The organism is Xanthomonas bromi (assembly GCF_900092025.1).
In the GTDB taxonomy this organism is placed as follows: domain Bacteria; phylum Pseudomonadota; class Gammaproteobacteria; order Xanthomonadales; family Xanthomonadaceae; genus Xanthomonas; species Xanthomonas bromi.
Genome location: NZ_FLTX01000025.1, coordinates 61,198 through 85,219 on the forward strand (window position 1 = coordinate 61,198; position 24,022 = coordinate 85,219).

Below are 24,022 nucleotides of genomic sequence, written 5' to 3' on the forward strand. Positions count from 1 at the left end.
CGGCCTCAGCGCGAGACCACTTCGGTGACGGCAAAGAAATACGCGACTTCATTGGCAGCGTTCTCGACCGAGTCCGAGCCGTGGGCGGCATTGGCATCGATCGAATCGGCGAAGTCGGCGCGGATGGTGCCCGGTGCAGCGTCCTTGGGATTGGTCGCGCCCAGCAGGTCGCGGTGTGCGGCAACGGCGTTCTCGCCTTCCAGCGCCTGGATCATCACCGGGCCGGAGATCATGAATTCGACCAGCGCGTTGAAAAACGGACGCTCGCGGTGCACGGCGTAGAAACCTTCGGCTTCACGGCGCGACAGCTGCTTGTACTTGGCGGCCACGACCTTCAGGCCAGCCTTCTCGAAGCGGCTGTAGATTTCGCCGATGACGTTCTTGGCGACGGCGTCGGGCTTGATGATGGACAGGGTGCGCTCCAGCGCCATGGGAATTCTCCGTTGGGCGGGCCACTGAAGACCCGAGGTTATCATGAAAAAAACCCGCGTCAAAACGCGGGCTTAGGCGTCTTTGCGATGGTCAATTCTATCCCGTCGCCGCTCCGTTTGCACACCGCCCCCTGAATCTTGCTGCATTGCGACATGACCTGCCTGCAACCGAGCCCGTAGACTCAAACAATCGTTTGATTGAGCCTGACCCCAACGCATGCCCAAGCCAGCCCACTTTTCCACCAAGGACCGCATTCTCGGTGCGGCCGAGGAACTGTTCGCCCAGCACGGATTTGCCGGCACCTCGTTGCGCCAGCTCACCACCCAGGCCGACGTCAACATCGCCGCGGTCAACTACCACTTCGGCTCCAAGGAAAACCTGGTCAACGAGGTGTTCCGCCGGCGCATGGACGAGATGACCACCGCGCGGCTGCAGCAGCTGGAAGCGGCGAAGAAGTCGCAGCCCGGCGAACTCACCGCGGTCCTGGCGGCGTTCGTCGAACCGGCGCTGGCGATGGCGCAGGACCGCCAGAACGGCGGCGCCTTCGTGCGCGTGATCGCCCGCGCCTATGCGGAAAAGAACGACAACCTGCGCAAGTTCCTATCCGACCACTACGGGCACGTGCTGCGCGAATTCGGCAAGGCCATTGCCGGTTGCGTGCCGGGTCTGAGTAAGGAGGAGCTGTACTGGCGGCTGGATTTTCTGGCCGGCGCGCTCACCTACGCCATGGCCGATTTCGGGCTGATCAAACGCCCGGCCGGCGTCAGCGAGGCCGACCACCGCGCCCGCGCGGCGCGCGAACTCATTCGTTTCGCGGAACCCGGTTTCCGCGCTCATTCCACACCGTAAACGTTCCACCAAGAGGCTATTGCTATGTCCAATCCGTTGCTAGTTCGTCGCGCCGCCGTGCTCGGTGCCGGCGTCATGGGCGCGCAGATCGCCGCGCACCTCACCAATGCCGGCGTCGACACCGTGCTGTTCGACCTGCCTGCCAAGGACGGTCCGGCCGACGGCGTCGTGCTCAAGGCCATCGCCAATCTCGGCAAGCTCAGCCCTGCCCCGCTCGCCAGCAAGGCGCTGGCCGAAGCGATCACGCCGGCCAATTATGAGAGCGGCCTGAAGCAGCTGCGCGACTGCGATCTGATCATCGAAGCGATCGCCGAGCGGATGGACTGGAAGCAGGATCTGTATAAGAAGATCGCCCCGTTCGTGTCCGAGCATGCGGTGCTGGCCTCCAACACCTCCGGCCTGGGCATCAACAAGCTGTCCGACGTGCTGCCGGAGCAATTGCGCCACCGCTTCTGCGGCGTGCATTTCTTCAACCCGCCGCGCTACATGCACCTGGCCGAGCTGATCCCGGCCAAGGGCACCGACAAGGCCGTGCTGGAAGGCCTGGAAGCGTTCCTGGTGACCACGCTCGGCAAGGGCGTGGTGTATGCGAAGGACACCCCGAACTTCATCGGCAACCGCATCGGCGTGTTCTCGATCCTCTCCACGGTCCACCACACGCAGGAATTCGGCCTGGGCTTCGATGAAGTGGACGGCCTGACCGGCCCGCTGGTCGGCCGCCCGAAGTCGGCGACCTACCGCACCTCGGACGTGGTCGGCCTTGACACCATGGCGCACGTCATCAAGACCATGGGCGACACCCTGCCGGACGACCCGTGGCACCAGTATTTCAAGTCGCCCAAGTGGCTGGACGCGCTGATCGCCAAGGGCGCGCTCGGCCAGAAGGTCGGTGCCGGCATCTTCCGCAAGGTCGGCAAGGACATCGTGGTGCTGGACCTGCAGAAGCAGGATTACCGCGCCGCCGATCGCACTGCGGCACCGGAAGTGGTCGAGATCCTCAAGATCAAGAACCCGGCCGAAAAGTTCGCCAAGCTGCGTGAAAGCCAGCACCCGCAGGCGCAGTTTCTGTGGGCCACGTTCCGCGACCTGTTCCACTACAGCGCTTATCACCTGGCCGATATCGCCGAGACCGCGCGCGATGTGGATCTGGCGATCCGCTGGGGCTACGGCTGGTCGCTGGGCCCGTTCGAAACCTGGCAGGCCGCCGGCTGGAAGCAGGTGGCGCAGTGGATAGCCGAAGATATTTCCAACGGCAAGAGCATGAGCAGCGCGCCGCTGCCGAACTGGGTGTTCGATGGTCGCGATGGCGTGCATGGTGCCGAAGGCTCCTACAGCCCGGCACGCGACGCCAAGCTGCCGCGCTCGGCGCTGCCGGTGTACAAGCGCCAGCGCTTCCCGGATCCGTTGCTGGGCGAGCAGTTCTCGCCGGGCGAGACCGTGTTCGAAAACGACGGCGTGCGCATGTGGCACGACGGTGACGACATCGCCGTGGTCAGCTTCAAGACCAAGATGAATACCGTCTCCGACCACGTGCTCAATGGCCTGCAGGACGTGGTGGGCCGCGCGGAGAAGGACTTCGCCGGTCTGGTGATCTGGCAGCAGAAGGAGCCCTTCTCCGCTGGTGCCGATCTGGCTGGCGCGCTGGGCCTGCTGCAGGCCGGCAAAGTGGACGCGTTCGAAGCCCTGGTCGCCAATTTCCAGGCCACCAGCCAGCGCATCAAGTATGCGCAGGTGCCGGTGATCTCGGCAGTGCGCGGCCTGGCGCTGGGTGGCGGTTGCGAATTCCAGATGCACAGCGCCAAGACCGTGGCCTCGCTGGAGAGCTACATCGGCCTGGTCGAAGCCGGCGTCGGCCTGCTGCCGGCCGGTGGTGGTCTGAAGGAAATCGCTGCGCGCGCCTCGGTCGCGGCAGGCCCGGGCGGCGATGTGTTCGCAGAGCTGAAGAAGACCTTCGAAACCGTGGCAATGGCCAAGGTTTCCAACTCGGCGGTCAATGCGCAGGAGCTGGGCCTGCTGCGCGCCACCGACAAGATCGTCTTCAACAGCTATGAGGCACTGCACATCGCCAAGGCCGAAGCGCGTGCGCTTGCTGAAGGTGGCTATCGCGCTCCGCTGCCGGCACGCCGCATCCAGGTCGCCGGCGATGTGGGTATCGCCACCTTCAAGATGCTGCTGGTCAACATGCTGGAAGGACGCTTCATCAGCGAATACGACTACGAAATCGCCACCCGCATCGCCACGGTGGTCTGCGGCGGGGAAGTCGATCGCGGCGCGCTGGTGGACGAAGAATGGCTGCTCAAGCTGGAGCGCAAGCACTTCGTCGAACTGGCCCAGCAGGAAAAGACCCAGGCGCGGATTGGGCACATGCTCAAGACGGGGAAGCCGTTGAGGAACTGAGAATCGGGAGTGGGGAATCGGGAATGGGTCAAAGCCCAACCGACTCCCCGCTTCTCCCAATTATCCGCCGGGTGATGAAGATGGCGAACTCAGGCGAATCCGCACTTACGATTCCCGATTCCCCACTCCCCATTCCCGGCTATCGGAGATAGCCAAATGAGCAAGCAGATTCAAGAAGCCTACATCGTCGCCGCCACCCGTACGCCGGTCGGCAAGGCGCCCAAGGGCGTGTTCCGCAATACCCGTCCTGACGACATGCTGGCGCATGTGTTGCGTGCAGTCGTGGCGCAGGCGCCGGGGATCGATCTGTCGCGCATCGACGACGCCATCATCGGCTGCGCCATGCCCGAAGGCGAGCAAGGCATGAACGTGGCGCGCATCGGCGTGCTGCTGGCCGGCCTGCCCAACACCGTGGCTGGCCAGACCATCAACCGCTTCTGTTCGTCCGGCATCCAGGCGATCGCAATGGCGGCCGACCAAATTCGCTTGGGCAATGTCGACCTGATGCTGGCCGGCGGTACCGAGTCGATGTCGATGGTGCCGATGATGGGCAACAAGGTCGCCATGTCGCCGAGCGTGTTCGCCGACGACCATGTGGCCATCGCCCACGGCATGGGCATCACCGCCGAGAAAGTCGCCGAAGAATGGAAGGTCTCGCGCGAGGACCAGGATGCGTTTGCGCTGGCCTCGCATCAAAAGGCGATTGCAGCGATTGCCGCCGGCGAGTTCCGCGATGAGATCACGCCGTACGAAATTCTCTCGCACCAACCCGACCTGGCCGGCAATGTCATCGCGCTGCGCAAACGTCTGGTCGACACCGATGAAGGCCCGCGCCCGGACAGCTCGCTGGAAGGCCTTGCCAAGCTGCGTCCGGTGTTCCGCAACGGCCAGTTCGGCGGCAGCGTCACCGCCGGCAACTCTTCGCAGATGAGCGACGGTGCCGGTGCGGTGCTGCTGGCCTCCGAACAGGCGATCAAGGACTACGGCCTGACCCCACTGGCGCGTTTCGTTAGCTTCTCTGTCGCGGGGGTGCGCCCGGAAGTGATGGGTATCGGCCCGATCGCGGCAATTCCCAAGGCGCTCAAGCAGGCCGGCCTGACCAAGGATCAGATCGACTGGATCGAGCTCAACGAAGCCTTCGCCGCGCAGGCGTTGGCAGTGATCCGCGACAGCGAACTGGATCCGTCCAAGGTCAATCCGCTGGGCGGCGCGATTGCGCTGGGCCACCCGCTGGGCGCCACCGGCGCGATCCGTGCCGCCACCCTGGTGCACGGCCTGCGGCGCCGGCAGCAGAAGTACGGCATGGTGACCATGTGCATCGGCACCGGCATGGGCGCGGCGGGCATTATCGAAGCGCTGTAAGCCGCTGTCCGACGAGATCGACCAGTGCGTCGATCTCGCAAACGCGATGAGTTGTGACCGAAGGCGTGCGCGAGCACGCCTTCTTTATGCCTGACCGCAGACCGCAGTCGACTGGCGTTGAACTGCGCGCAGCATCGCTTTCAACAGTCGATCCATCCGGTGGACGCACCGATCACGTTTTGGTGCGCATTTTGGCGGCCGCAACGCTTGAGCGCGTAGCGGGAACTGCCGCACCAGCAGTGCCGCACAGACCGACACGATCTACGCGCGCAACACACCGCGCAGCGCGCAGAAAACTTCGCTCATACACGTGAGTGCCTGCAAAAATTTGCAGAACAGGGAGGCTGCCTAGCGCGCCACCAGCCACTGACCTGCACGCGCACCCGCAAATACCAGGGCCAGTCCGGCCACCAGTGTGATGGCCAGATAGATGCCGATCATCGTCGAGCGATCGGTGCGTGCGAACACCAGGCACTCCATCATCAGCGACGAAAACGTGGTCAGTCCGCCGATCACGCCGACGATCAACAAGGCCCGCAGCGGCCAGCTCGATGGTCCGCGTGCATCCAGCCAGACCATCAGCACGCCAGCGACGAACGAGCCAAGCAGATTCACCGTCAGCGTTCCCCACGGAAAGCCGGTACCGAAGCGCTGGAGCAACGATGCACCGATCGCAAAACGCAGACCGGAACCCAGCGCGCCGCCGGTCATCGCCAGCAACAGCTGCTGCCACCATACCGGTGCGTTCATGTGCGTACCCCGCTATCGGGGAGAGTCTTCGAAGAAAGAGCGTGCGACATCGGCGTCATCCATCCTGAGTCAAGAACGATGCCGGGGCACAGACCTACCGCCCCGGCGGGGGTGGGCAGGCATCATCAGCGCGCAGAGTGCGTGCGGTTCGAGGAGGAATGCCATCTCCTGTGCTGCCGATTATGCCGTGGGCTTGCCGGCCTTGTCAGCCCGCGCCTGCGCGCGCGCCTCGCGCAGCCGATCGAGCTTTTCTTTCAGCTTGATCTCCATCCCGCGTGGTACCGGGTTGTAGTAGACGCGCTCGCCCATCGCATCCGGGAAACCGGTCTGATCCAGCGCGATGCCGCCCTCGGCATCATGGTCGTATTGATAGTCCTGGCCGTAGCCCAGCGTCTTCATCAGCTTGGTCGGTGCGTTGCGCAAATGCAGCGGCACCTCCTGCGTGCCGGTGGCGCGCACGTCGGCCTTGGCCTGATTGAAGGCCGCATAGCCGGCGTTGGATTTGGCGGTACTGGCCAGGTACAGCACCAGCTGTGCGAATGCCAACTCGCCTTCCGGGCTGCCGAGGCGCTCGTAGATGTCCCAGGCTTCCAGCGCCATGCTCTGCGCACGCGGATCGGCCAGACCAATGTCCTCGATTGCCATGCGGGTCAGCCGACGCGCCAAATAGGCCGGATCGCACCCGCCATCGAGCATGCGCGTCAGCCAGTACAGCGCCGCATCCGGGTTGGAGCTGCGCACGGATTTATGCAGCGCCGAAATCTGGTCGTAAAACTGCTCGCCGTTCTTGTCGAAGCGGCGCGTACGGTCGGCCAGCACCTGCAGCAGCGTGTGTGGCGTAATCTCGCCACCTTCGCCGGTCGCCAGTTCCGCAGCAATTTCCAGCAACGTCAGTGCCCGGCGCACATCGCCATCGGCGGCGCTGGCGATTTCCAGAAGCGACGCGTCGCTGACCTGGATCGTCTCCGCCCCCAACCCGCGCTGGGCATCGTGCAAGGCACGCTGCAAGGCTTCGACGATATCCTGCGGCGACACGCCTTCCAGCACATGCACGCGGCAGCGCGACAGCAACGCAGAGTTCAACTCGAAGGACGGGTTTTCAGTGGTCGCACCGACGAACAGGATCGTGCCGCGTTCGATATGTGGCAAGAACGCATCCTGCTGCGCCTTGTTGAAGCGATGCACCTCATCGACGAACAACACCGTGCGGCGGCCACCGACAAAACGCTGCGCTGCCTCTGCCAGCACATGCCGCACTTCCGGCAAGCCCGACAGCACGGCCGAGATCGCCTTGAACTCGGCATCGGCGTAGTGCGCCAACAGCAAGGCCAGCGTGGTCTTGCCGCAGCCCGGCGGGCCCCACAGGATCATCGAATGCACGCGCCCGGCTTCGACCGCGCGCCGCAAGGCGCTATCGGGAGCCAGCAAGCGCTTCTGGCCCACCATTTCATCCAGCGTGCGCGGCCGCATCCGCTCTGCCAAAGGCCCCATGGCGCTGCGATCGACATGCAGCAGATCGGGCGTGACCGAGTCGGGACGTTGGTGTTTGCTCACCCCTTCATTCTAACGCCTGCGTCGAGGGGACGTTCCACAACGCAGTGTTCGGCAATCTCTGGCAGAAACGCGGAGGTTCTCTTTCCAAGGGACCACTTCGCGCAGCTGCACTGCCTCGAACGTGCAGCGCAATATTGTTATTGTATAACGAGAGGCCGCATGCACAAGCTCGCCTATACACCGCATCGGCCGCGAGCGGCGCCAGCACAAGCGACACGTTCAACGCACGGACTTCACCATGCCCCGCATTCCGCTACGCCCGTCTGCCATCGCTGCTTGCCTTCCGGGAATGGCCGAGACCATCTCGCATCCATCCGAACCGTCAGCAAGGCGGCAAACGCACAACAAACTGGCGACCCCCGATCCATGCGCGTTCGAGGCGGAATTGATCCAGGCGCAGGAAGATCCGCTGGGTTGGTCCACGACGCTGCTCGAGCAAGCGAGGCAGGCAAGCGTCGTCGAGCCCGGATTGAAAGCCGCTCCCAAACGCAAACACGCTCTCCCACGGCCCTGCCGGAAGGTCGCAGAACGACTGGGTTTCAGGAGTGGTGCGCCAGAACCGCACACGACCCTGCTGCGTTATTCCTCCATGCAGCGCGAGCGGGACAGACCAACCGATCCATCGGACCGCCGCGCCGATGCCGGCCTTGATCCGCGAGCAGCCCCGCTGCTATCGAATGCCACCCAGAATCTCAATGAGGCGCTGATATCCCGCCTGGAGCAATCCAACCACGACCTGGCCTCGCGGATCTCCCGGCGTCGCCAGGACGAATTGAAGTACGCGCATGCACAAACGCTACAAACTGCACGCGAGCAATTGGCCTTGAGAGCCCGGCGCGCCGCCAATCTCAGCGACAGCATCAACGTGTTGACGCGCGAACGCGCCGAGCTGCTGCAACAGCTGCATGGATGCAATGTGCACACCGATGCGGTGTTGGCCGCGATACACGATCTTGAGTCGGACATTCTCTCAGCGCGCACCGCATTGAACGCGCTACCAGGCGATCAGCCGTCGCGCGCTGTCGCAGCGCGCACGGCGCCATCCTCGGCCAATGCGCATCAGGGCGTGGATGCCACACAGCTGCAGCTCGTCTGCACTCGGCTCGAAAACGCAGTGCAGGAGGCGCGCGCGCGCGGCGATGCGCTGGCCAAAGCGGTCTTCTTCGGCCGCGGCTCGGCACAGGCAGCACAAGCAGAGCGCGCACTTGCGGCTACGAATGCGGAGATCGATCAATTACGCAGTGCGTATGCACAAGCGCGCGATGCGTTGCAGTCGGATCAAGCAAGCAGCTCTGCCAATGAGCCGGCGGCTCGCACACTTGCGTCGCACCTTGCTGCAGAGCGAAACCGAGACATCGAGGCACTGCGCACTCGGCTGGGGCGCGACGAGAACATGCTGACGCTGCAACGCACGCATGCCGAGCGCTGCCAGCGGAATGCGCGGCGCCTGCAGGAGCGACTCGCCCGGGTCGACGCAAAACTGAAGCAGGCGCGGCATTCGTCGTGGATCAACACACAGGAAGTGTGGCAGCAGGAACAGACGGTCGGCCTGCTGGAAGCAGCGAACGACGAAATGCAGCGCGCGGCGGGACATGCAGCCGCGCAGCCGACGGCCGAGGAGGCCGGGCCCTCATCTGCCGACATCGTCGCCGACACCATGGAGGCACTGCTCGACGCCCTCCCCGGCTTTCGCGAGGAAACGATCGACCCGGTGAGTCGTCAGGTTCTGCGCGCCTGGGCTGATGGCCTGCATGGCCGCAGCGTTGCGTTCGGGACCGACGCCTTGCAGCCGGTCGACGCCTTGCGCATCGCCCTGCAGGCGTTATCGATCGCCAGCGAGGGCGATGCCACTGCAGCGGCCAACGTGCTGCAACGCCTGGGCGTCTTGCAGTTGCGTGAGCTGATTCCGCCGCCACAGGTCTCCATCGCTGCCGAAGCGATCCCGCCGTTGGATGCTGTCACCACCTGCGTCGGCCTGTTGGTCAGCGTTCCGCGCGGCATGCAGGTTCTTTCGCACATGCTGCGCGAAGAACCCACGCCCCCATCCAGGGAGTGGGTGGAGGCGGCGCAGGTCCATCTGCGTGCCAGCCACCGGCTTGCACTGACGCCGGACGCAGAACAGGCTGAACGCACCTGGCTGGTCGATGCGCAAATGGGAGCGCGCCATGCCGTGCATGGCGCCTCGCCGCTGCAGGGCCTGCAGTCTGCAACCGATGCCCAGCGCGGCGCCTTTCATGCGTTCCGCAACGGTTACGAAACCACCCGCGCAGGTTCACCCTATGCGCGCGTCAACGCATGCCTGCAGATGTTTGCGCAATGGGCGGTTGCAGGCAGCGGAACGCGGCGCAATCGCGCCCTCAATCCCTTCAACGCACTCGAGCTGGGGATGAAGGTCGGCGCCTCGGAAGCGCTTCCGACCGCTGCACGGCGTGCCAACGACGCTTTTCGCGAGGCGACTGGCCACTTGACCAGCTGGCTCGTCGCGCGCCGCCGGATCCAGTTGGCGTGCGGGCAAATGCCGTCGCAGGAGGAACTGGCGATGCAAGCGCTTTCGGAATACGCGCAATGGCTCCCACACGAGCAGAATGCAACCGACCTGACCTTCACTGACAAGGTGCTGGACAAGATCGAACGGCGCGCCCAGGAGCTTCAGCGCTCGGTGGCTGCCTCCGTGAGCGAGAGCGACGATCTGCAACCGGCGGCGTGCCATCCGGCGATCGCGTCCGCCTGGCTTGCATTACGTTCGGGCCGCATGCGTCTGCCGGAAACGCTGCGCCTGATCCAACGCGGCCTGCTCGACCATGCCGTACAGCCGACCGACATGCCGATCGGTGCAGCGCGCTTGGATGAAGAACTGGCTTCGGTCGCGCGCAACCACTTTCATCAGGCCGTTGGTAATGCAAGTCGCTTTCTGCATGAGGGCGACACGTCCCACGTCAAGTCGCCACGCGCGCTATTCGAATGCCTGCGCAACCTGATGGAACGGCTGGAATGGCGCGACAAGCTGCGTATCACCGAGCAACGCGTGATCGGACTCAATACGACGCCACTGTCGGCAGCGCTTGCGATCATCCCCAGCGGCCTTGGACTGAAACTGTCCGCAGGCGGTCACATCAGTTCCGATCGCTCGGTGGAAATTTACATGGGACGGACCGGGCTGTCGCTGCAGATCGGACGGCAGAAGGCGCGGCAATTCAACGCCAGTACGGGCATTAGCGCGGGCGTGCTGCTGCCGGGCACCGAACGCGCACCGGTAGGTATTACGGGAGCAGCCGACTGGCGCATCAAACAGGAATCGGGCATCGAACATGGCGTGCAGATCCGTGTGCCGCGGCGGGGCAAGGGACAGGAGCTGGAGCAGCGCAGGCAATTCCTGGCCATGTTTGAACATCTGGTGCAGCTCGCCGAGCAGTCCTGCGGCGATACGGTCGCGCCGACCGAGCGCGATTTTCTTGCGGAGTTGCTGGCGCACCACCCCAGCATCACTGTCGGCCTGATCGGCCACGCCGAGCGCACCTCTTCGGCCACCGAATCCAGCCTCAGCGTCGCTGCGGGCGTGCGCGTGGGAAACATGGACGGCCGACCGCGTCGTGCCACCCTGGGTGCTTCGCTCGGCCTCAAGGCACGGCGGGAAACCTCTCGTACGCAGACGCCGATCGAAGGCTACATGACGATGGTACTGAAGGATTCGAGTGCGCAATCCAGGGTGGAGATCGCAGGGCGCGCATCGGCCAGTCTCGTCGCCCAGCAGTGGACGCACCCAAGCGATGGCAACTCGCCGCCCACACCAGTGGCGCGGCTGTCCATGGCCACGCTCGATCTCGGCTATAGCAAGGAGCTGCGTTCGGCCGGCAGCAATACGTTCTCCACCTTGTGGATGTTCAACAACGAAATCGATCCTGTGCGCACAGATCGGGGCTTCGAATTCTTGAACTTCGCGTCATTCGAACGCGAAGTGAAACGCAACTGGCAGTTGTGGACGCACTACGGCATCTCCAAACTGCAAGGCAAGGTCGACGACCAGCGGCTCTACATGGTGGCCGAGCGCCAGTTGCAGGATTTCGTCGACCGGGTCCGCATCCACATGAAAGACAACAAGTTCGCCTCGCTGATCGTGGATTGGGTGTTACAAACAGAGGCTGCACCGCGCCTGGACGCATTGCGCGCGCAGGCCACCCTATTGCGCGCCGCCGGATGCGAGGCACAAGCGGCGGACGCCGATCGCGCCTTCGATGACCTGATCAGCCAACCAGGCATCTGGGAACCGACCATCCTGATCCTGCGCGAAAAGGGAAAACGCCAGCGCGAGCGAGGGGTCGATTTCTTCATCAAACACCAGACAAACCAGGCGGCCGAGGCGATGCGGACGGTCGGTCAATGGATCCCGTACGAGCCTGTTCCGTAGGGCTGCCGGCGTCGCCCCCGAATAGCAGGGTCTATATCACGTCGCAGCGACTGTTGCGCCCCTGGTAGGACGCCGATCGCTGCACCATGCCCTGTATGCCGTGCGTCCCGCAGATGCGTTTATTGCGTGTCGCCCACCACATCCACGCCCTTGGCCGGCGTGTAACGAAAGGTGTCTGCGGCAAAGCTGGGATTGCGCTTCCAGCCGCTGAAGCTGATTGCGGTGCGCTGGCCGACCGCATCCACCACGTCCATCCTGGCCAGGCCGTCCTCGCCGAACCCCAGCGAGGCCATCTGGAAGCTGGCATCGGTGTCCACCTTGGGCGTCAGCGACAACCATTGCAGGCCGTCGCGCGGCGCGGCTTCTTCGCTGACGTCGTACTTCTTGTCCAGAAGCGCCGGGTCGATCAACGCGACCAGCGGGCTGTTCTGTTCTTCGCTGCCTTGTGTGCGCACGGTGACCTGCTCCAGGTCCGGATCGAACACCCAGACCTTCTTGCCATCGGCCACGATCAGCTGCTTGTAGGGCTTGGCATATTCCCAACGGAACTGGCGCGGTGTTGCCAGCGCAACCCGCCCGCTCGACGTTTCCTTGACCCGGCCATTGGCGTCGGTCACGCGCTGACTGAATTGCCCATCCAGCCCCTTCAAACCACGCGTGAAGGTGTCCAGCTCCTGGCGTGCACCGGCAAACGCGGTGCTGGCAAACAGAGCGGTGGCGAGGACGGCATAACGGAGCTGGCGATGCATCGCGGTCTTCCAGAAGGACATGCGTGGATTCTGATACTTCATAGATGAATGGGCGAGCGCTAGTGCACGGAGTATTCAGATGCACGGCGCTTGCGCAGTGAGCGCGCTCACCGCGCGGTCTGCACCTTGGATAGATCGCCATACACGATCTGCCCGCGAAAACCGCGCCGTACCTGCTGGTAAAGCTCGCGAAACGCGCGGTAGTCCTGCGCCTGACACAAGGCCTGTGCCCCGCGCACGGCCGCGCGCTGTAGACGATGTACGGCAGTCACCGTTTGCCCATCCCGCGTCCAATCGACCGCGTATTCGCCGGCTGCATTGCGAAACGTGCTGCTGCGCGGGATGGCGATGATCGGCACCGTATCGGGGAAGGTCACTGCATAGGTTTCTTCGCGCACGCTGTCGTTGCAATAGAACGGGGTCAGATTGTCTTCGGCCGAAGTGGTGGTATAGATCGCGCGGATCGATTCGGCACCGGGCATGTCCGGCAAGGTCATGCCGCCGACCACCGAAAAATCCACCGCGTCCTTGGCCTGGAAGGTGTAGCGGTAATTGAATGGCGCATCCAGATCCAGCGGGTCGCCCTGGATCAGCAGATCGCCGCTGCCGTCGAAACCGGACTGGGCGAGGATCGACTCTTCGATCCGGTTGCGATTCTGCGCATTGAGCTGCACGAACATCGCGCGCAGGCCCACTTCGCCGGTCTGCCCACTGTCGAGCGTGGTCATGCCCTGCAGGCCACCTTGCGGCGTGAACCGGTAGTCGGTGCGCGCGACATAGCGATTGACCTTGCGATCGTTCGGCGGCGTCTGCGTGACCTTGCCGTCGCGCGTATGCACCACCGGCGCGCCAAGATCGCCGGCCGGCAACTGGCCGAAGCGCGCATAAGGGTTGGTCGAATCGACATACAGATCGAACGCGGGAATATAGGTGATGGCGTGATTGAAGCGGCCCAGCACCGGAATCTGCGGCAGCGTCGGGCCGCCCTCGGCGCCGATCAGCACCGGCGTGCTGGCGATGCCCTTGGCCGCAAGCAAGGCTTCCAGAATCACGGTGTGATCTTTGCAATCGCCGTAATGGTTGGCCAGGATGCTTTCGGCGCTGTTGGGCTCCAGCCCGCCATTGCCCAGATACACCGCCACATAGCGGATATTGCGCGCGACCCAGGCATACAGCGCTGCGGCCTGTGCACGCGGCGCATCGATGCCGCGGGTCACCTGGTCGGCCAATGCCTGGATCGCCGGCGTCACCGCGGCGGCGCGTCCGCCTTTGACGTGATACGCCAGGCCCATCTGCGACCAGCTATCGAAGGTGCTGGCCATCAAGGTGGGGCTGAACTCCCAGGTCGCCGCGCTCCAGTTCTGGTTCTTCATCGGTGTAGCACGCTGGTAGCGCCATTCCCAGCGCGCCTGATCGCCACGCACCACCGGCTTGTTGCTGCCCTGCAGGCCACGCGCGGAGAGATGCATCGGCAGCGACTTGGGGGCGACCAGCGTCACCACCGCATCGTCGTACTGCGCGAACACGCTGAAGGTTTCCCACAGGCTGAAATACCCTGGGAAGTACGGCGTGTTCTGTGCGCGTCGCACGCGGTAGACGATGCGTGCACCCGGCCCCAGATTCGGGAAGACCACCACCTTGACCTTGCGATCGGCATACATCGCCGCCGAGGCGCTGGAATAGCTTTCCTGGGTGTAGATCTTGTCGGCCGCCACGTCCTGGCGCAGCCCTTCGGCGGTGACGGTGTACGCCTGCAGCACGTCGAGCGTCTCCATCTTTTCGCTATAGCTCAGCCGCACCTGGCTGAACTGCTCCACTGCCGACTTGGTCTTGAGCAGAATCTCGTACTCGTCGGTTTCCACGCTGCTGGCGTCGGCGCGCACTTCGTAGTCGGCGCGGTAGCGCACGAAGCTGTAGTTGGTGTCGGCCTGCGTGCGTGCAGCAGCAGCGGGTGCGGGCCGTGGCTGGGCCTGAGCCCGAGCAAACAGCGGAACGCAGAGGAGCAGCACGAGCAACAACGAAGGACGATGCAACATGGGTCTCGATCACGGCGGGCCGGAGCGGCTCTCACTTACAGGGTAGCCGTTGTGCCCGGCAATGACAGGCACGGACTTCCAACAATGCTGCATTGGCGCACGCGGCGACCTTCGTCAATCAGCGCAATCCGTCGAGATCGACCAGCCTGAAGCCAAGCGCAGCAGGCATTGCGCGTGCAAGCGTTGCGATGAAGCCAAGGCCGGGCAAGGCTGAAATTCGCTCGCACGCGACCGTGCCCATCACTTCGCTCCACCTTAGCGATGGGTCAACTGAGCGTATGCAAGGCGTCAGCCTCTGCACCGTTGCAGCCCGTCGCATCGCCGCCAGCGCGCGTGTGGATGCAGGTGCCGACGCTGCACCTAAAAACGCGCAGCGACATAGGCGGCACTTACTTGGGCGGCGGTGGCGCCAGCACGGTGCGATCGCCATTGTGCTCGGGCGGGCTGACCACGCCGGACGCTTCCATCGCCTCGATCAAACGCGCGGCGCGGTTGTAGCCGATCTTCAAACGTCGTTGCACGCCGGAAATCGACGCACGCCGTGTCTCTGTGACGATGCGCAAGGCTTCGTCGTACAAAGGATCCGACTCGTCGCCACCGCCGCCACTGCTTTCCGGCAGGCCAGTGGCGCCGACCACGGTGCCGTCGCCCATGGTCTGCACTTCATCCAGCACGCCTTCGACGTAGGACACCGGCCCGCTGGCCTTGAGGTGTTCGACCACCCGATGCACCTCTTCGTCGCTGACGAAGGCGCCATGCACGCGGTCCGGCAATGCGGTGCCCGGCGGCAGATACAGCATGTCGCCGTTGCCCAGCAGCGCTTCGGCACCGGACTGATCCAGGATGGTGCGCGAGTCGATCTTGGAGCTGACCTGAAACGCCACGCGGGTCGGGATATTGGCCTTGATCAGACCGGTGATCACGTCCACAGAGGGTCGCTGCGTAGCAAGAATGAGATGGATACCGGCCGCACGCGCCTTCTGCGCTAGGCGGGCGATCAGTTCTTCGACCTTCTTGCCGACGATCATCATCATGTCGGCGAATTCGTCGATGAAGATCACGATAAACGGCAGCGTCTCCAGCGGCCGCGGCGCCTCGCCCAGCTCCGGGTTCGGCTTGAACAGCGGGTCCATCATCGGCTGGCCGGCGTCGATGGCATCCTTGATCTTCTTGTTGAAGCCGGCCAGGTTGCGCACGCCCACTGCGCTCATCAGCTTGTAGCGGCGCTCCATTTCGGCCACGCACCAGCGCAGCCCGTTGGCGGCTTCCTTCATGTCGGTGACCACCGGCGCCAGTAGGTGCGGGATGCCCTGGTAGACGCTCAACTCGAGCATCTTCGGGTCGATCATCAGCATCCGCAGTTCCTTGTGCGAGGCCTTGAACAGCAGGCTCAACACCATCGCATTGACCGCCACCGACTTGCCCGAGCCGGTGGTACCGGCGACCAGCAAGTGCGGCATGCGCGCCAGATCGGCCACGGTCGGGCGGCCGGCGATGTCCTTGCCCAGGGCCAGTGTCAGCGGGCTGGCCGACTTGTCGTATTCCTTGGAGCGCAACAGCTCGGACAGGAAGATCATCTCGCGGGTGACGTTGGGGATCTCAAGACCCACCACCGACTTGCCCGGAATCACGTCCACCACGCGCACCGACTTCACCGACAGCCCGCGCGCGATGTCCTTGTCCAGCGAACTGATCTGACTGACCTTGATGCCCGGCGCCGGCTCGATTTCGAAGCGCGTGATCACCGGACCCGGATAGGCCCCGACCACCTGCGCCTCGATGCGGAAATCCTTGAGCTTGAACTCGATCTGCCGCGACAGCGTCTCCAGCGTCTCTTCCGAATAGCCCTTGGCCTGCGGCTTGGGGTCGTCCAGCAGGGCCAGCGGCGGCAGGTCCGAGCCGTCGGTGCCGACGCCCTGGAACATCGGGATCTGGGTATCGCGCTTGGCGCGCTCGCTCTTTTCCACCACCACCGCCGGCGGTGGCTCGATCTTGACCGGTTCGCGCTTGGCCTGCTTGACCGCATCGACCTTGCGCACTTCCTCGCGTTCCTCGCGCATCACCCGGGTCTGCTGCCACTCGGTGGCCTGGTGGGTCTTGCGCTTCATCAGCGGGCCCAACGCCAGCACCCACTTGCCGATGCGCTCCATCACCGCAAACCACGACAAGCCGGTGGCCAGCGTGATCGACACCAGCAACAGCACCAGTACGAACAGGTTGGCGCCCAAGGCGCCAAAGCCGGAGCTGAGCGAGCCGGCAACCAACTTGCCCAGGATGCCGCCGGCCTCGGCCACCTCGCCCTGGAACAGGCGCAGGTGCAGAAAGCCGGTCGAAGAAATCAGAAACCCCACCATCCCGACCAGCCGCAGCGCCGGCCCCAGATCGCTTTGGCTTTGCTCCTCGCGCTCACCGATCAGGGCGATCCACGCAACTGCCCCCAACAGTACCGGGAGCAGGAAGGCCACATACCCGAACAGCTGCAGCAACACGTCCGCCGCCAGCGCGCCGAACCTGCCGCCCATGTTGTGGATGGGCGCAACCAGATTGCCGGTGCGCGACCAGCCCGGATCGGTCGCCGAATAGGTGAACAGGCTAGCCAGCAGATACAGCAGCAACGGCGCCACCGCGATCAAGGCCAGATCGCGCCAGAGCTTCTGCCGACGCGGATTGTCCGCCACCGCCGTCTTGCGCGACGACGACTTGCCCTCTGCGGGCTTGCTGCTGCGTTCGGGAACCTGCTTTGCCACCTGTAGCCAGACCTTAGAAAAATGCTGTTAGTAGTTGATAATAAACGACTGAGGCCACGGTTTCAGCAGTTGCATCAGCCCCCACGACCCGGCCGCGCACCGCTCAACGAAAAACGCCGCACAAGGCGGCGTCGAACATGCATTGCGGGCGGACCATGCCATCTGCGGTTCAAGCAGTTCCATCGCGCCGCCTTGATTCACCGGGTGGGGACCGCCACTCTATGCCGCCACAGGGGCGGGAATTGCTTCGCCTGCCCTACCAATTCCTAGATCGCGAGTATACATGAGCGCCTCTTCTGCCAGTCCCGCCAAGCATTCCCGCCTGCTGATCCTGGGCTCTGGCCCGGCCGGCTGGACCGCCGCGGTCTACGCCGCCCGCGCCAATCTCAAGCCGGTGGTCATCACCGGCCTGCAACAGGGCGGCCAGTTGATGACCACCACCGAAGTGGACAATTGGCCAGGCGACCCTCACGGCCTGATGGGCCCGGACCTGATGAGCCGCATGCAGGCGCATGCCGAGCGCTTCGAGACCGAGGTCATCTTCGACCACATCCACACCGCCGACCTGTCGCAGCGCCCGTTCCGGCTGATCGGCGATGGCGCCGAGTACACCTGCGACGCACTGATCATCGCCACCGGCGCCACTGCCAAGTACCTGGGCATCCCCAGCGAGGAAGCCTTCAAAGGCCGCGGCGTGTCCGCCTGCGCCACCTGCGACGGGTTCTTCTACAAGGACCAGGACGTGGTGGTGGTCGGCGGCGGCAACACCGCGGTCGAAGAAGCGCTGTACCTGTCCAACATCGCCCGCAAGGTCTACCTGGTGCACCGCCGAGACACCTTGCGCGCGGAAAAGATCATGCAGGACAAGCTGTTCGCCAAGGTCGCCGCCGGCAAGATCGAGACCGTCTGGCACCACGCCATCGACGAGGTGCTGGGCAACGATGCCGGCGTCACCGGCGTGCGGGTCAAATCCACTCTCGACGGCAGCACCCGCGATATCGATGCGCACGGCTTCTTCGTCGCCATCGGCCACCACCCCAACACCCAGCTGTTCGACGGCCAGCTGGCCATGAACAACGGCTATCTGGAAATCCGTTCCGGCCTGAATGGCGCAGCGACCGAAACCTCGGTGTCCGGCGTGTTCGCAGCCGGCGACGTGGCCGACCAGCACTACCGCCAGGCCATTACCTCGGCCGGCTTCGGCTGCATGGCGGCGCTGGATGCCGAGCGCTTCCTCGACAAGAGCGCCTGAGATGGCGCCTGACTGCCGGCCGCGCCACGCGGTCAGCATTGCCAGCGGGCCGAGCGCATGAGCGTGACTGCTCGCTGGTGCCGCCAGCTGGACGAACTTCCGGCTGGCGCCTGGGATGCGCTGCACGATGGCACGCATCCCTTCATCGGCTACGCATTTCTGCAGGGCCTCGAACGCGAAGGGTGTCTGCGCCCGGATTGGGGCTGGAACCCGCTGCATCTGACCCTGTGGGAAGGCGACATCCTGGTCGCCGCGGCTCCGGGGTATCTGAAGAACAACTCGCACGGCGAGTTCGTGTTCGACCACGCCTGGGCACATGCGTATGCGCGTTACGGGCAAGAGTATTTCCCCAAGTGGCTGTGCGGGGTGCCCTACTCACCGGTGACCGGTCCGCGTCTGCTGGGCGCGCCCAAGTGGCGTGGCCACCTGCTGGCCGCCATGCGCGAGCTGGTGGAGCGAAGCGGGCTGTCGTCGGCACACGTGAATTTCCACCCTGCCGACGAAGACGCCGCCTTCGATGCCGACTGGCTGGAGCGCAACGACCTGCAATACCACTGGCACAACGCCAGCGGCTGGAGCGACTTCGAGACTTTCCTGTCGGCGATGGACCACAAGCGTCGCAAGAACATCCGCCAGGAGCGCGCCAAAGTGCAACGCGCAGGCGCGCAACTGCGTGTAGTACATGGCGATGAGGCCAGCGATGCCGATCTGGACGCGATGTACGGCTTCTATCTCAAGACCTTCAACGAGTACGGTAATTCGCCCGCACTGACGCCCGAATTCCTGCGCCACCTTGCGCAGCATCTGCCGCGCCAACTGGTGATGTTTCTGGCCGAGCTCGACGGGCAACCCATCGCCGGTGCGCTGTGCTTGCGCGGACACGACACGCTGTACGGCCGCTATTGGGGCGGTGAAGCGCTGCCCGGCCTGCATTTCGAAACCTGTTACTACCAGGGCATCGAGTACTGTCTGCGCGAAGGCCTGACCCGCTTCGAGCCGGGCGCGCAAGGCGAGCACAAGATTTCGCGCGGCTTCCTGCCGACGCTGGTGCGCAGCCGGCACTGGATCGCCGACCCGGGCTTTCGCGAACCGCTGGCGCAGTGGTGCGCAGACGAGCGCGATGCGGTGGCCCGACACGCGCGCGACCTGTCAGAGCACGGTCCGTTTCGCGATTGATCCAAGTTAGTCGGTATCGGCGGCGCTGATTGAATGCTCACCGATGGCGGCGTCATGCTTGCTGCGGCGTGGTGCCGCGATCAGCGCACCCGCTAGCTGACACGAGGTAACGAGCTGGCGTCAGGTAGGTGCGGATGCGCAGAAGCCGGTTTCTACGCTTATTAGTGACAATTCCGAGTACCGGCCACACGCTGGTCCCACGGTGAGTGCAGTCGGTTTATCAGCTGCTCTAAACTGCACAGATGACGCGCCACCTCCCTTTTGTGCTCGATGCCAATCCTGCCGCGCCGTTTCCGCCGGCGGCGCAGGCCTTGCACGACCCGGATGGCCTGCTCGCCATCGGCGGCGATCTGTCTCCACAGCGTCTGCTCAACGCCTATGCGCACGGCATTTTTCCGTGGTTCTCGGAAGACCAGCCGATCCTGTGGTGGAGCCCGAACCCGCGCATGGTGTTTCGCACCGATGCGCTGCGCCTGTCGTCGCGTTTCAGACGTCAGCTACGCAGCAGCAGCTGGACCATACGTGCCGACACCGCCTTCGAACACGTGATCGACGCCTGCGCGTCGGTTCCGCGCGCAGGCCAGGACGGCACCTGGATCACCGCACAGATGCAGCAGGCCTACGTCGCACTGCACCGGCTTGGCCACGCGCACTCGTTCGAAGTCTTCGATGGCGTACGTCTGGTCGGTGGCATTTACGGTGTGGCGATCGGCCAGATGTTCTTCGGCGAAAGCATGTTCAGCGCCGAAAGCGGCGGCTCTAAGGTGGCGTTGGCCGCGCTGGTTGCGTATCTGCAGGCAGCAGGCTGGCCGTTGCTCGACGCCCAGGTAGAAAATCCCCATCTGCTCAGCTTAGGCGCGCAACGCCTGCCGCGAGCGCAGTTTCTGCAGCAGGTGGACCTGCAGGTCTGCCTCCCCGCTGCGCCCGGCACGTGGTCCGGGCGCTACGGAGAACGCCATGCCAGCGCGCTTGGTGAAGCCCGCTTAACATAATTTGCACCGCGGGGAGATGGCGCGTAAGATGCCGTCCCTTACGGCCCCGTCGGGCCAGCCGTGATTGCACAGGATTACATGTCGAAAGACGACTCCATTGAATTCGAAGGCAGCGTCAGCGAGACGCTTCCCAACACCACGTTCCGGGTCAAGCTGGAGAACGGGCACGAGATCATCGCCCACATCTCCGGCCGTATGCGCAAGAACTACATCCGCATCCTGACCGGCGACCGGGTCAAAGTTGAGATGACTCCCTACGACCTGACCAAGGGCCGTATTACCTACCGCATGAAGTAAGCGGTTCTGGTACTGAGACGCAAGGCGGCCAACGGCCGCTTTTTGTCGTGGCTGCGATTAAAGCGCACAACACAGAACACTGATCGACGTGCACTGCTCCCGCTCCGCAGCGGCGCTTTGAGGCAAGGCATCGGTAGGTTCAAAACTCGTCAGCGATGCATTGACCACCCGACACCGGCACCATGCGATGCCATCGTCATTGCTGACATGCATTGCAAGCGTAAAAAAGCCGCTCTTTCGAGCGGCTTTTATTCAGCTGACCAGCCCAAGGCCGGCGGTCAATCCACCGTCGCAGGTAGCAGACGCTCCGGCTCGGGATGCGCTTCGACCACCAGCTCGCCATCCTTGACGTCGATGTTGACCCGACCGCCGTCCACCAACTTGCCGAACAGCAATTCGTCGGCGAGCGGGCGCTTGATCTGTTCCTGGATCACCCGCGACATCGGGCGCGCGCCCATCAGCGGATCGAAACCGTGCTGGGCCAGCCAATCGCGTGCGGTCGGGGTGGCCGACAGGGAGACGTGCTTTTCCTGCAACAGCATTTCCAGCTCGATGATGAACTTGTCCACCACCCGCAGGATGTGGTCGAACGCCAGCGGCTGGAACTGCACGATCGCATCCAGGCGGTTGCGGAACTCGGGCGTGAAGCCGCGACGGATCGACTCCATCGCATCGGTGGAGTGATCCTGCTTGGTAAACCCGATCGACCGACGTGATGCCTGCGTGGCACCCGCATTGGTCGTCATCACCAGGATCACGTTCTTGAAGTTCGCCTCGCGCCCGTTGGTGTCTGTCAGGATGCCGCGATCCATGACCTGCAACAGGATATTGAAGATGTCCGGATGCGCCTTCTCCACCTCGTCCAGCAGCAGTACGCAGTGCGGCGTCTTGACGATCTTCTCGGTCAGCAGGCCACCCTGATCGAAACCGACATAGCCCGGAGGCGCACCGATGAGACGGCTGATCGAATGCGCTTCCATGTACTCGGACATGTCGAAGCGCACCAGCTCGATCCCCAACTGCAGCGCGAGCTGCTTGGTGACCTCGGTCTTGCCCACACCGGTCGGGCCGGCAAACAGGAAATTGCCGATCGGCTTTTCCGGATTCGCAAGACCCGAGCGTGCCAGCTTGATCGAACCGGCCAGCGTTTCGATCGCCGGGTTTTGCCCGAAGATCACCATTTTCAGGTTGCGCTCCAGATGCTGCAGCACATCCTTGTCGGTCGCACTGACCTGTTTGGCCGGAATGCGCGCCATCTTGGCCACGATGGTTTCGATTTCCTCGATGTCGATCAGTTCCTTGCGCTGGCCTTCCGGCAACAGGCGTTGACGCGCACCGGCCTCGTCGATGACGTCGATCGCCTTGTCGGGCAATAACCGGTCGCCGATATGCTTGACCGACAGATCCACCGCCGCCTGCAACGCGTCGTCGGCATAGGTCACGCCGTGGTGCGCTTCGTACTTGGGCTTGAGGCCCTGCAGGATCTCGAAGGTTTCGCCCACGGTCGGCTCGACGATATCGATCTTCTGGAAGCGACGCGCCAGCGCACGGTCTTTTTCGAAGATGCCGCGATATTCCTGGAAGGTGGTCGAGCCGATGCAGCGCAACTCTCCCGACGACAAGGCCGGCTTGATCAGGTTGGACGCATCCATGGTGCCACCCGACGCGGAGCCGGCGCCGATGATGGTGTGGATCTCGTCGATGAACAGCACCGCGTTCGGTACCTTCTTCAGCGCAGCAAGCACGCTCTTGAGGCGCTTTTCGAAGTCGCCCCGATACTTGGTGCCAGCGACCAGCGCGCCCAGATCCAGCGAGAAGATCACTGCGTCGGCGAGCACCTCTGGCACGTCGTTGTCGACGATGCGCTTGGCCAGGCCCTCGGCGATTGCGGTTTTGCCCACGCCGGCCTCACCCACATACAGCGGGTTGTTCTTGCGCCGACGGCACAGGACCTGGATGGTGCGCTCGATCTCGTCGCCGCGGCCAACCAGCGGGTCGATCCTGCCGCTACGCGCCTGCTCGTTGAGGTTGGTGGCGAACTCGGCCAGTGCGTCACCCTTGGCTTCGCCCTCCCCGCCTTCGCTCTTGGACTCGCCATCCGGCGCGGACGGTTGCTCGCCATCCTCACCCAGTTTGGCGATGCCGTGCGAGAGGTAGTTGACGATATCCAGGCGGGTGATGTCCTGCTGATTCAGGAAATACACCGCATGCGAGTCCTTCTCGCCGAAGATCGCGACCAGCACATTGGCGCCAGTGACCTCCTTCTTGCCGGAGGACTGCACGTGATAGACCGCGCGCTGCAACACCCGCTGGAAACCCAGCGTGGGTTGCGTGTCGCGCCCGTCGTCTTCGGCCAAGCGCGAGACCGAAGCCTCAATGGCTTGTTCCAGATCGTTGTGCAGGCGCACCTGGTCCGCGCCGCATGCCTTGAGCACGGCCTGCGCGGAAGGGTTGTCCAGCAGCGAGAGCAGCAGGTGCTCGACGGTCATGAACTCATGACGCGCCTCGCGTGCCCGCTTGTAGCACTGGCCGATTGTTTGCTCTAGGTCTTTGCTGAACATTGGAAACTCCGAACGGCTGTTGCCAACAATATGCGGCTTTTGTTGGAATTTTCCACAACCCTATCGGATAGGCATGTTCAGACGGCGTTAGCACGTGATCGCAGCCACACTGTTGCGCTGCTGGAATGATCCGGCGCGCGCCTTATGCCTGCTCCATCGTGCATAGCAGCGGGTGCTGGTTCATGCGCGAAAACTCGTTGACCTGGGCCACTTTCGACTCGGCGACCTCGCGGCTATAGACCCCACACACGCCACGCCCACGGGTGTGGACGTGCAGCATGATCTGGGTGGCCTGCTCCAGATTCAGGTTGAAAAACTGCTCCAGGACGGTCACCACGAAGTCCATCGGGGTGTAGTCATCGTTCAGCAAAAGCACCTGATAACGCGGCGGTGGCGCCACTTCAGGCTTGCTGGCTTCGACCATCAGGCCATGGTCGTGTTCGTGTGAGGTATTCCGAGGCAT

General features: G+C 63.8%; 17 protein-coding genes and 1 riboswitch. Of the genes, 8 read left to right on the top strand and 9 right to left on the bottom strand.

What is annotated here, in order from left to right; genetic code table 11:
* Positions 1-5: 5 nt before the first annotated feature.
* Entirely contained in the window at positions 6-431 is a 426-nt protein-coding gene (ndk, locus tag XBLMG947_RS08645) for a nucleoside-diphosphate kinase (protein WP_065467769.1), read from the bottom strand.
* 217 nt (positions 432-648) lie between these two features.
* On the opposite strand from ndk, the gene XBLMG947_RS08650 reads away from it, so the two are divergent.
* From XBLMG947_RS08650 to XBLMG947_RS08660, 3 genes are all read left to right on the top strand, one after another.
* Complete coding sequence (locus XBLMG947_RS08650; protein WP_065467771.1) at positions 649-1,281, top strand: TetR/AcrR family transcriptional regulator; 633 nt, start codon at positions 649-651, stop codon at positions 1,279-1,281.
* 24 nt (positions 1,282-1,305) lie between these two features.
* On the top strand, positions 1,306-3,678 hold the full coding sequence (locus XBLMG947_RS08655; protein ID WP_065467773.1) for a 3-hydroxyacyl-CoA dehydrogenase/enoyl-CoA hydratase family protein: 2,373 nt from the start codon (positions 1,306-1,308) through the stop codon (positions 3,676-3,678).
* Positions 3,679-3,834: 156 nt separating this feature from the next.
* A complete protein-coding gene (locus tag XBLMG947_RS08660) occupies positions 3,835-5,040 on the top strand; it encodes an acetyl-CoA C-acyltransferase (protein WP_065467775.1) in 1,206 nt (401 codons plus the stop codon).
* Positions 5,041-5,388: 348 nt separating this feature from the next.
* Here XBLMG947_RS08660 and crcB read toward each other — a convergent pair whose 3' ends face one another.
* Positions 5,389-5,790: a fluoride efflux transporter CrcB gene (gene crcB, locus XBLMG947_RS08665; RefSeq protein ID WP_065467778.1), complete on the bottom strand. Its 402-nt coding sequence runs from the start codon at positions 5,788-5,790 to the stop codon at positions 5,389-5,391.
* Between the two features lie 109 nt (positions 5,791-5,899).
* A riboswitch (Fluoride riboswitch) is annotated at positions 5,900-5,968 on the bottom strand.
* 2 nt (positions 5,969-5,970) lie between these two features.
* A complete protein-coding gene (locus XBLMG947_RS08670; protein ID WP_065467780.1) occupies positions 5,971-7,344 on the bottom strand; it encodes a replication-associated recombination protein A in 1,374 nt (457 codons plus the stop codon).
* 238 nt (positions 7,345-7,582) lie between these two features.
* On the opposite strand from XBLMG947_RS08670, the gene xopZ reads away from it, so the two are divergent.
* A complete protein-coding gene (gene xopZ, locus XBLMG947_RS08675; protein ID WP_065467782.1) occupies positions 7,583-11,749 on the top strand; it encodes a XopZ family type III secretion system effector in 4,167 nt (1,388 codons plus the stop codon).
* 119 nt (positions 11,750-11,868) lie between these two features.
* Here the strand turns inward: xopZ and lolA are convergent, their stop codons facing one another.
* From lolA to XBLMG947_RS08690, 4 genes are all read right to left on the bottom strand, one after another.
* Positions 11,869-12,540: an outer membrane lipoprotein periplasmic chaperone LolA gene (gene lolA / locus XBLMG947_RS08680; RefSeq protein WP_065467784.1), complete on the bottom strand. Its 672-nt coding sequence runs from the start codon at positions 12,538-12,540 to the stop codon at positions 11,869-11,871.
* A gap of 65 nt (positions 12,541-12,605) precedes the next feature.
* Positions 12,606-14,534 carry a DUF3857 domain-containing transglutaminase family protein gene (locus tag XBLMG947_RS08685; protein ID WP_065467786.1) on the bottom strand — a complete coding sequence of 643 codons (1,929 nt, stop codon included), beginning with the start codon at positions 14,532-14,534 and terminating at the stop codon, positions 12,606-12,608.
* Positions 14,535-14,652: 118 nt separating this feature from the next.
* The gene (locus XBLMG947_RS23935; RefSeq protein ID WP_258077737.1) at positions 14,653-14,775 is read right to left on the bottom strand and encodes a hypothetical protein; all 123 of its coding nucleotides are present in this window, start codon (positions 14,773-14,775) and stop codon (positions 14,653-14,655) included.
* A 148-nt stretch (positions 14,776-14,923) separates the two neighbouring features.
* Positions 14,924-17,281 carry a DNA translocase FtsK gene (locus XBLMG947_RS08690; RefSeq protein WP_065467788.1) on the bottom strand — a complete coding sequence of 786 codons (2,358 nt, stop codon included), beginning with the start codon at positions 17,279-17,281 and terminating at the stop codon, positions 14,924-14,926.
* Positions 17,282-17,564: 283 nt separating this feature from the next.
* On the opposite strand from XBLMG947_RS08690, the gene trxB reads away from it, so the two are divergent.
* The 4 genes from trxB to infA all read left to right on the top strand — a co-directional run bounded on the left by trxB (position 17,565) and on the right by infA (position 20,998).
* Complete coding sequence (gene trxB / locus XBLMG947_RS08695; protein ID WP_065467790.1) at positions 17,565-18,533, top strand: thioredoxin-disulfide reductase; 969 nt, start codon at positions 17,565-17,567, stop codon at positions 18,531-18,533.
* A 57-nt stretch (positions 18,534-18,590) separates the two neighbouring features.
* Entirely contained in the window at positions 18,591-19,709 is a 1,119-nt protein-coding gene (locus tag XBLMG947_RS08700; protein ID WP_065467792.1) for a GNAT family N-acetyltransferase, read from the top strand.
* A gap of 242 nt (positions 19,710-19,951) precedes the next feature.
* Positions 19,952-20,701, top strand: coding sequence for a leucyl/phenylalanyl-tRNA--protein transferase (gene aat / locus XBLMG947_RS08705; RefSeq protein ID WP_065467794.1), 750 nt, complete (start codon positions 19,952-19,954; stop codon positions 20,699-20,701).
* A 78-nt stretch (positions 20,702-20,779) separates the two neighbouring features.
* Positions 20,780-20,998 (top strand): translation initiation factor IF-1, encoded by a 219-nt coding sequence (infA, locus tag XBLMG947_RS08710; RefSeq protein ID WP_002813418.1) that lies wholly within the window; start codon positions 20,780-20,782, stop codon positions 20,996-20,998.
* A 278-nt stretch (positions 20,999-21,276) separates the two neighbouring features.
* On the opposite strand, the gene clpA is transcribed toward infA, so the two are convergent.
* Positions 21,277-23,559: an ATP-dependent Clp protease ATP-binding subunit ClpA gene (gene clpA / locus XBLMG947_RS08715; RefSeq protein ID WP_065467796.1), complete on the bottom strand. Its 2,283-nt coding sequence runs from the start codon at positions 23,557-23,559 to the stop codon at positions 21,277-21,279.
* A 142-nt stretch (positions 23,560-23,701) separates the two neighbouring features.
* Positions 23,702-24,022 (bottom strand): ATP-dependent Clp protease adapter ClpS, encoded by a 321-nt coding sequence (gene clpS / locus XBLMG947_RS08720; protein WP_005914463.1) that lies wholly within the window; start codon positions 24,020-24,022, stop codon positions 23,702-23,704.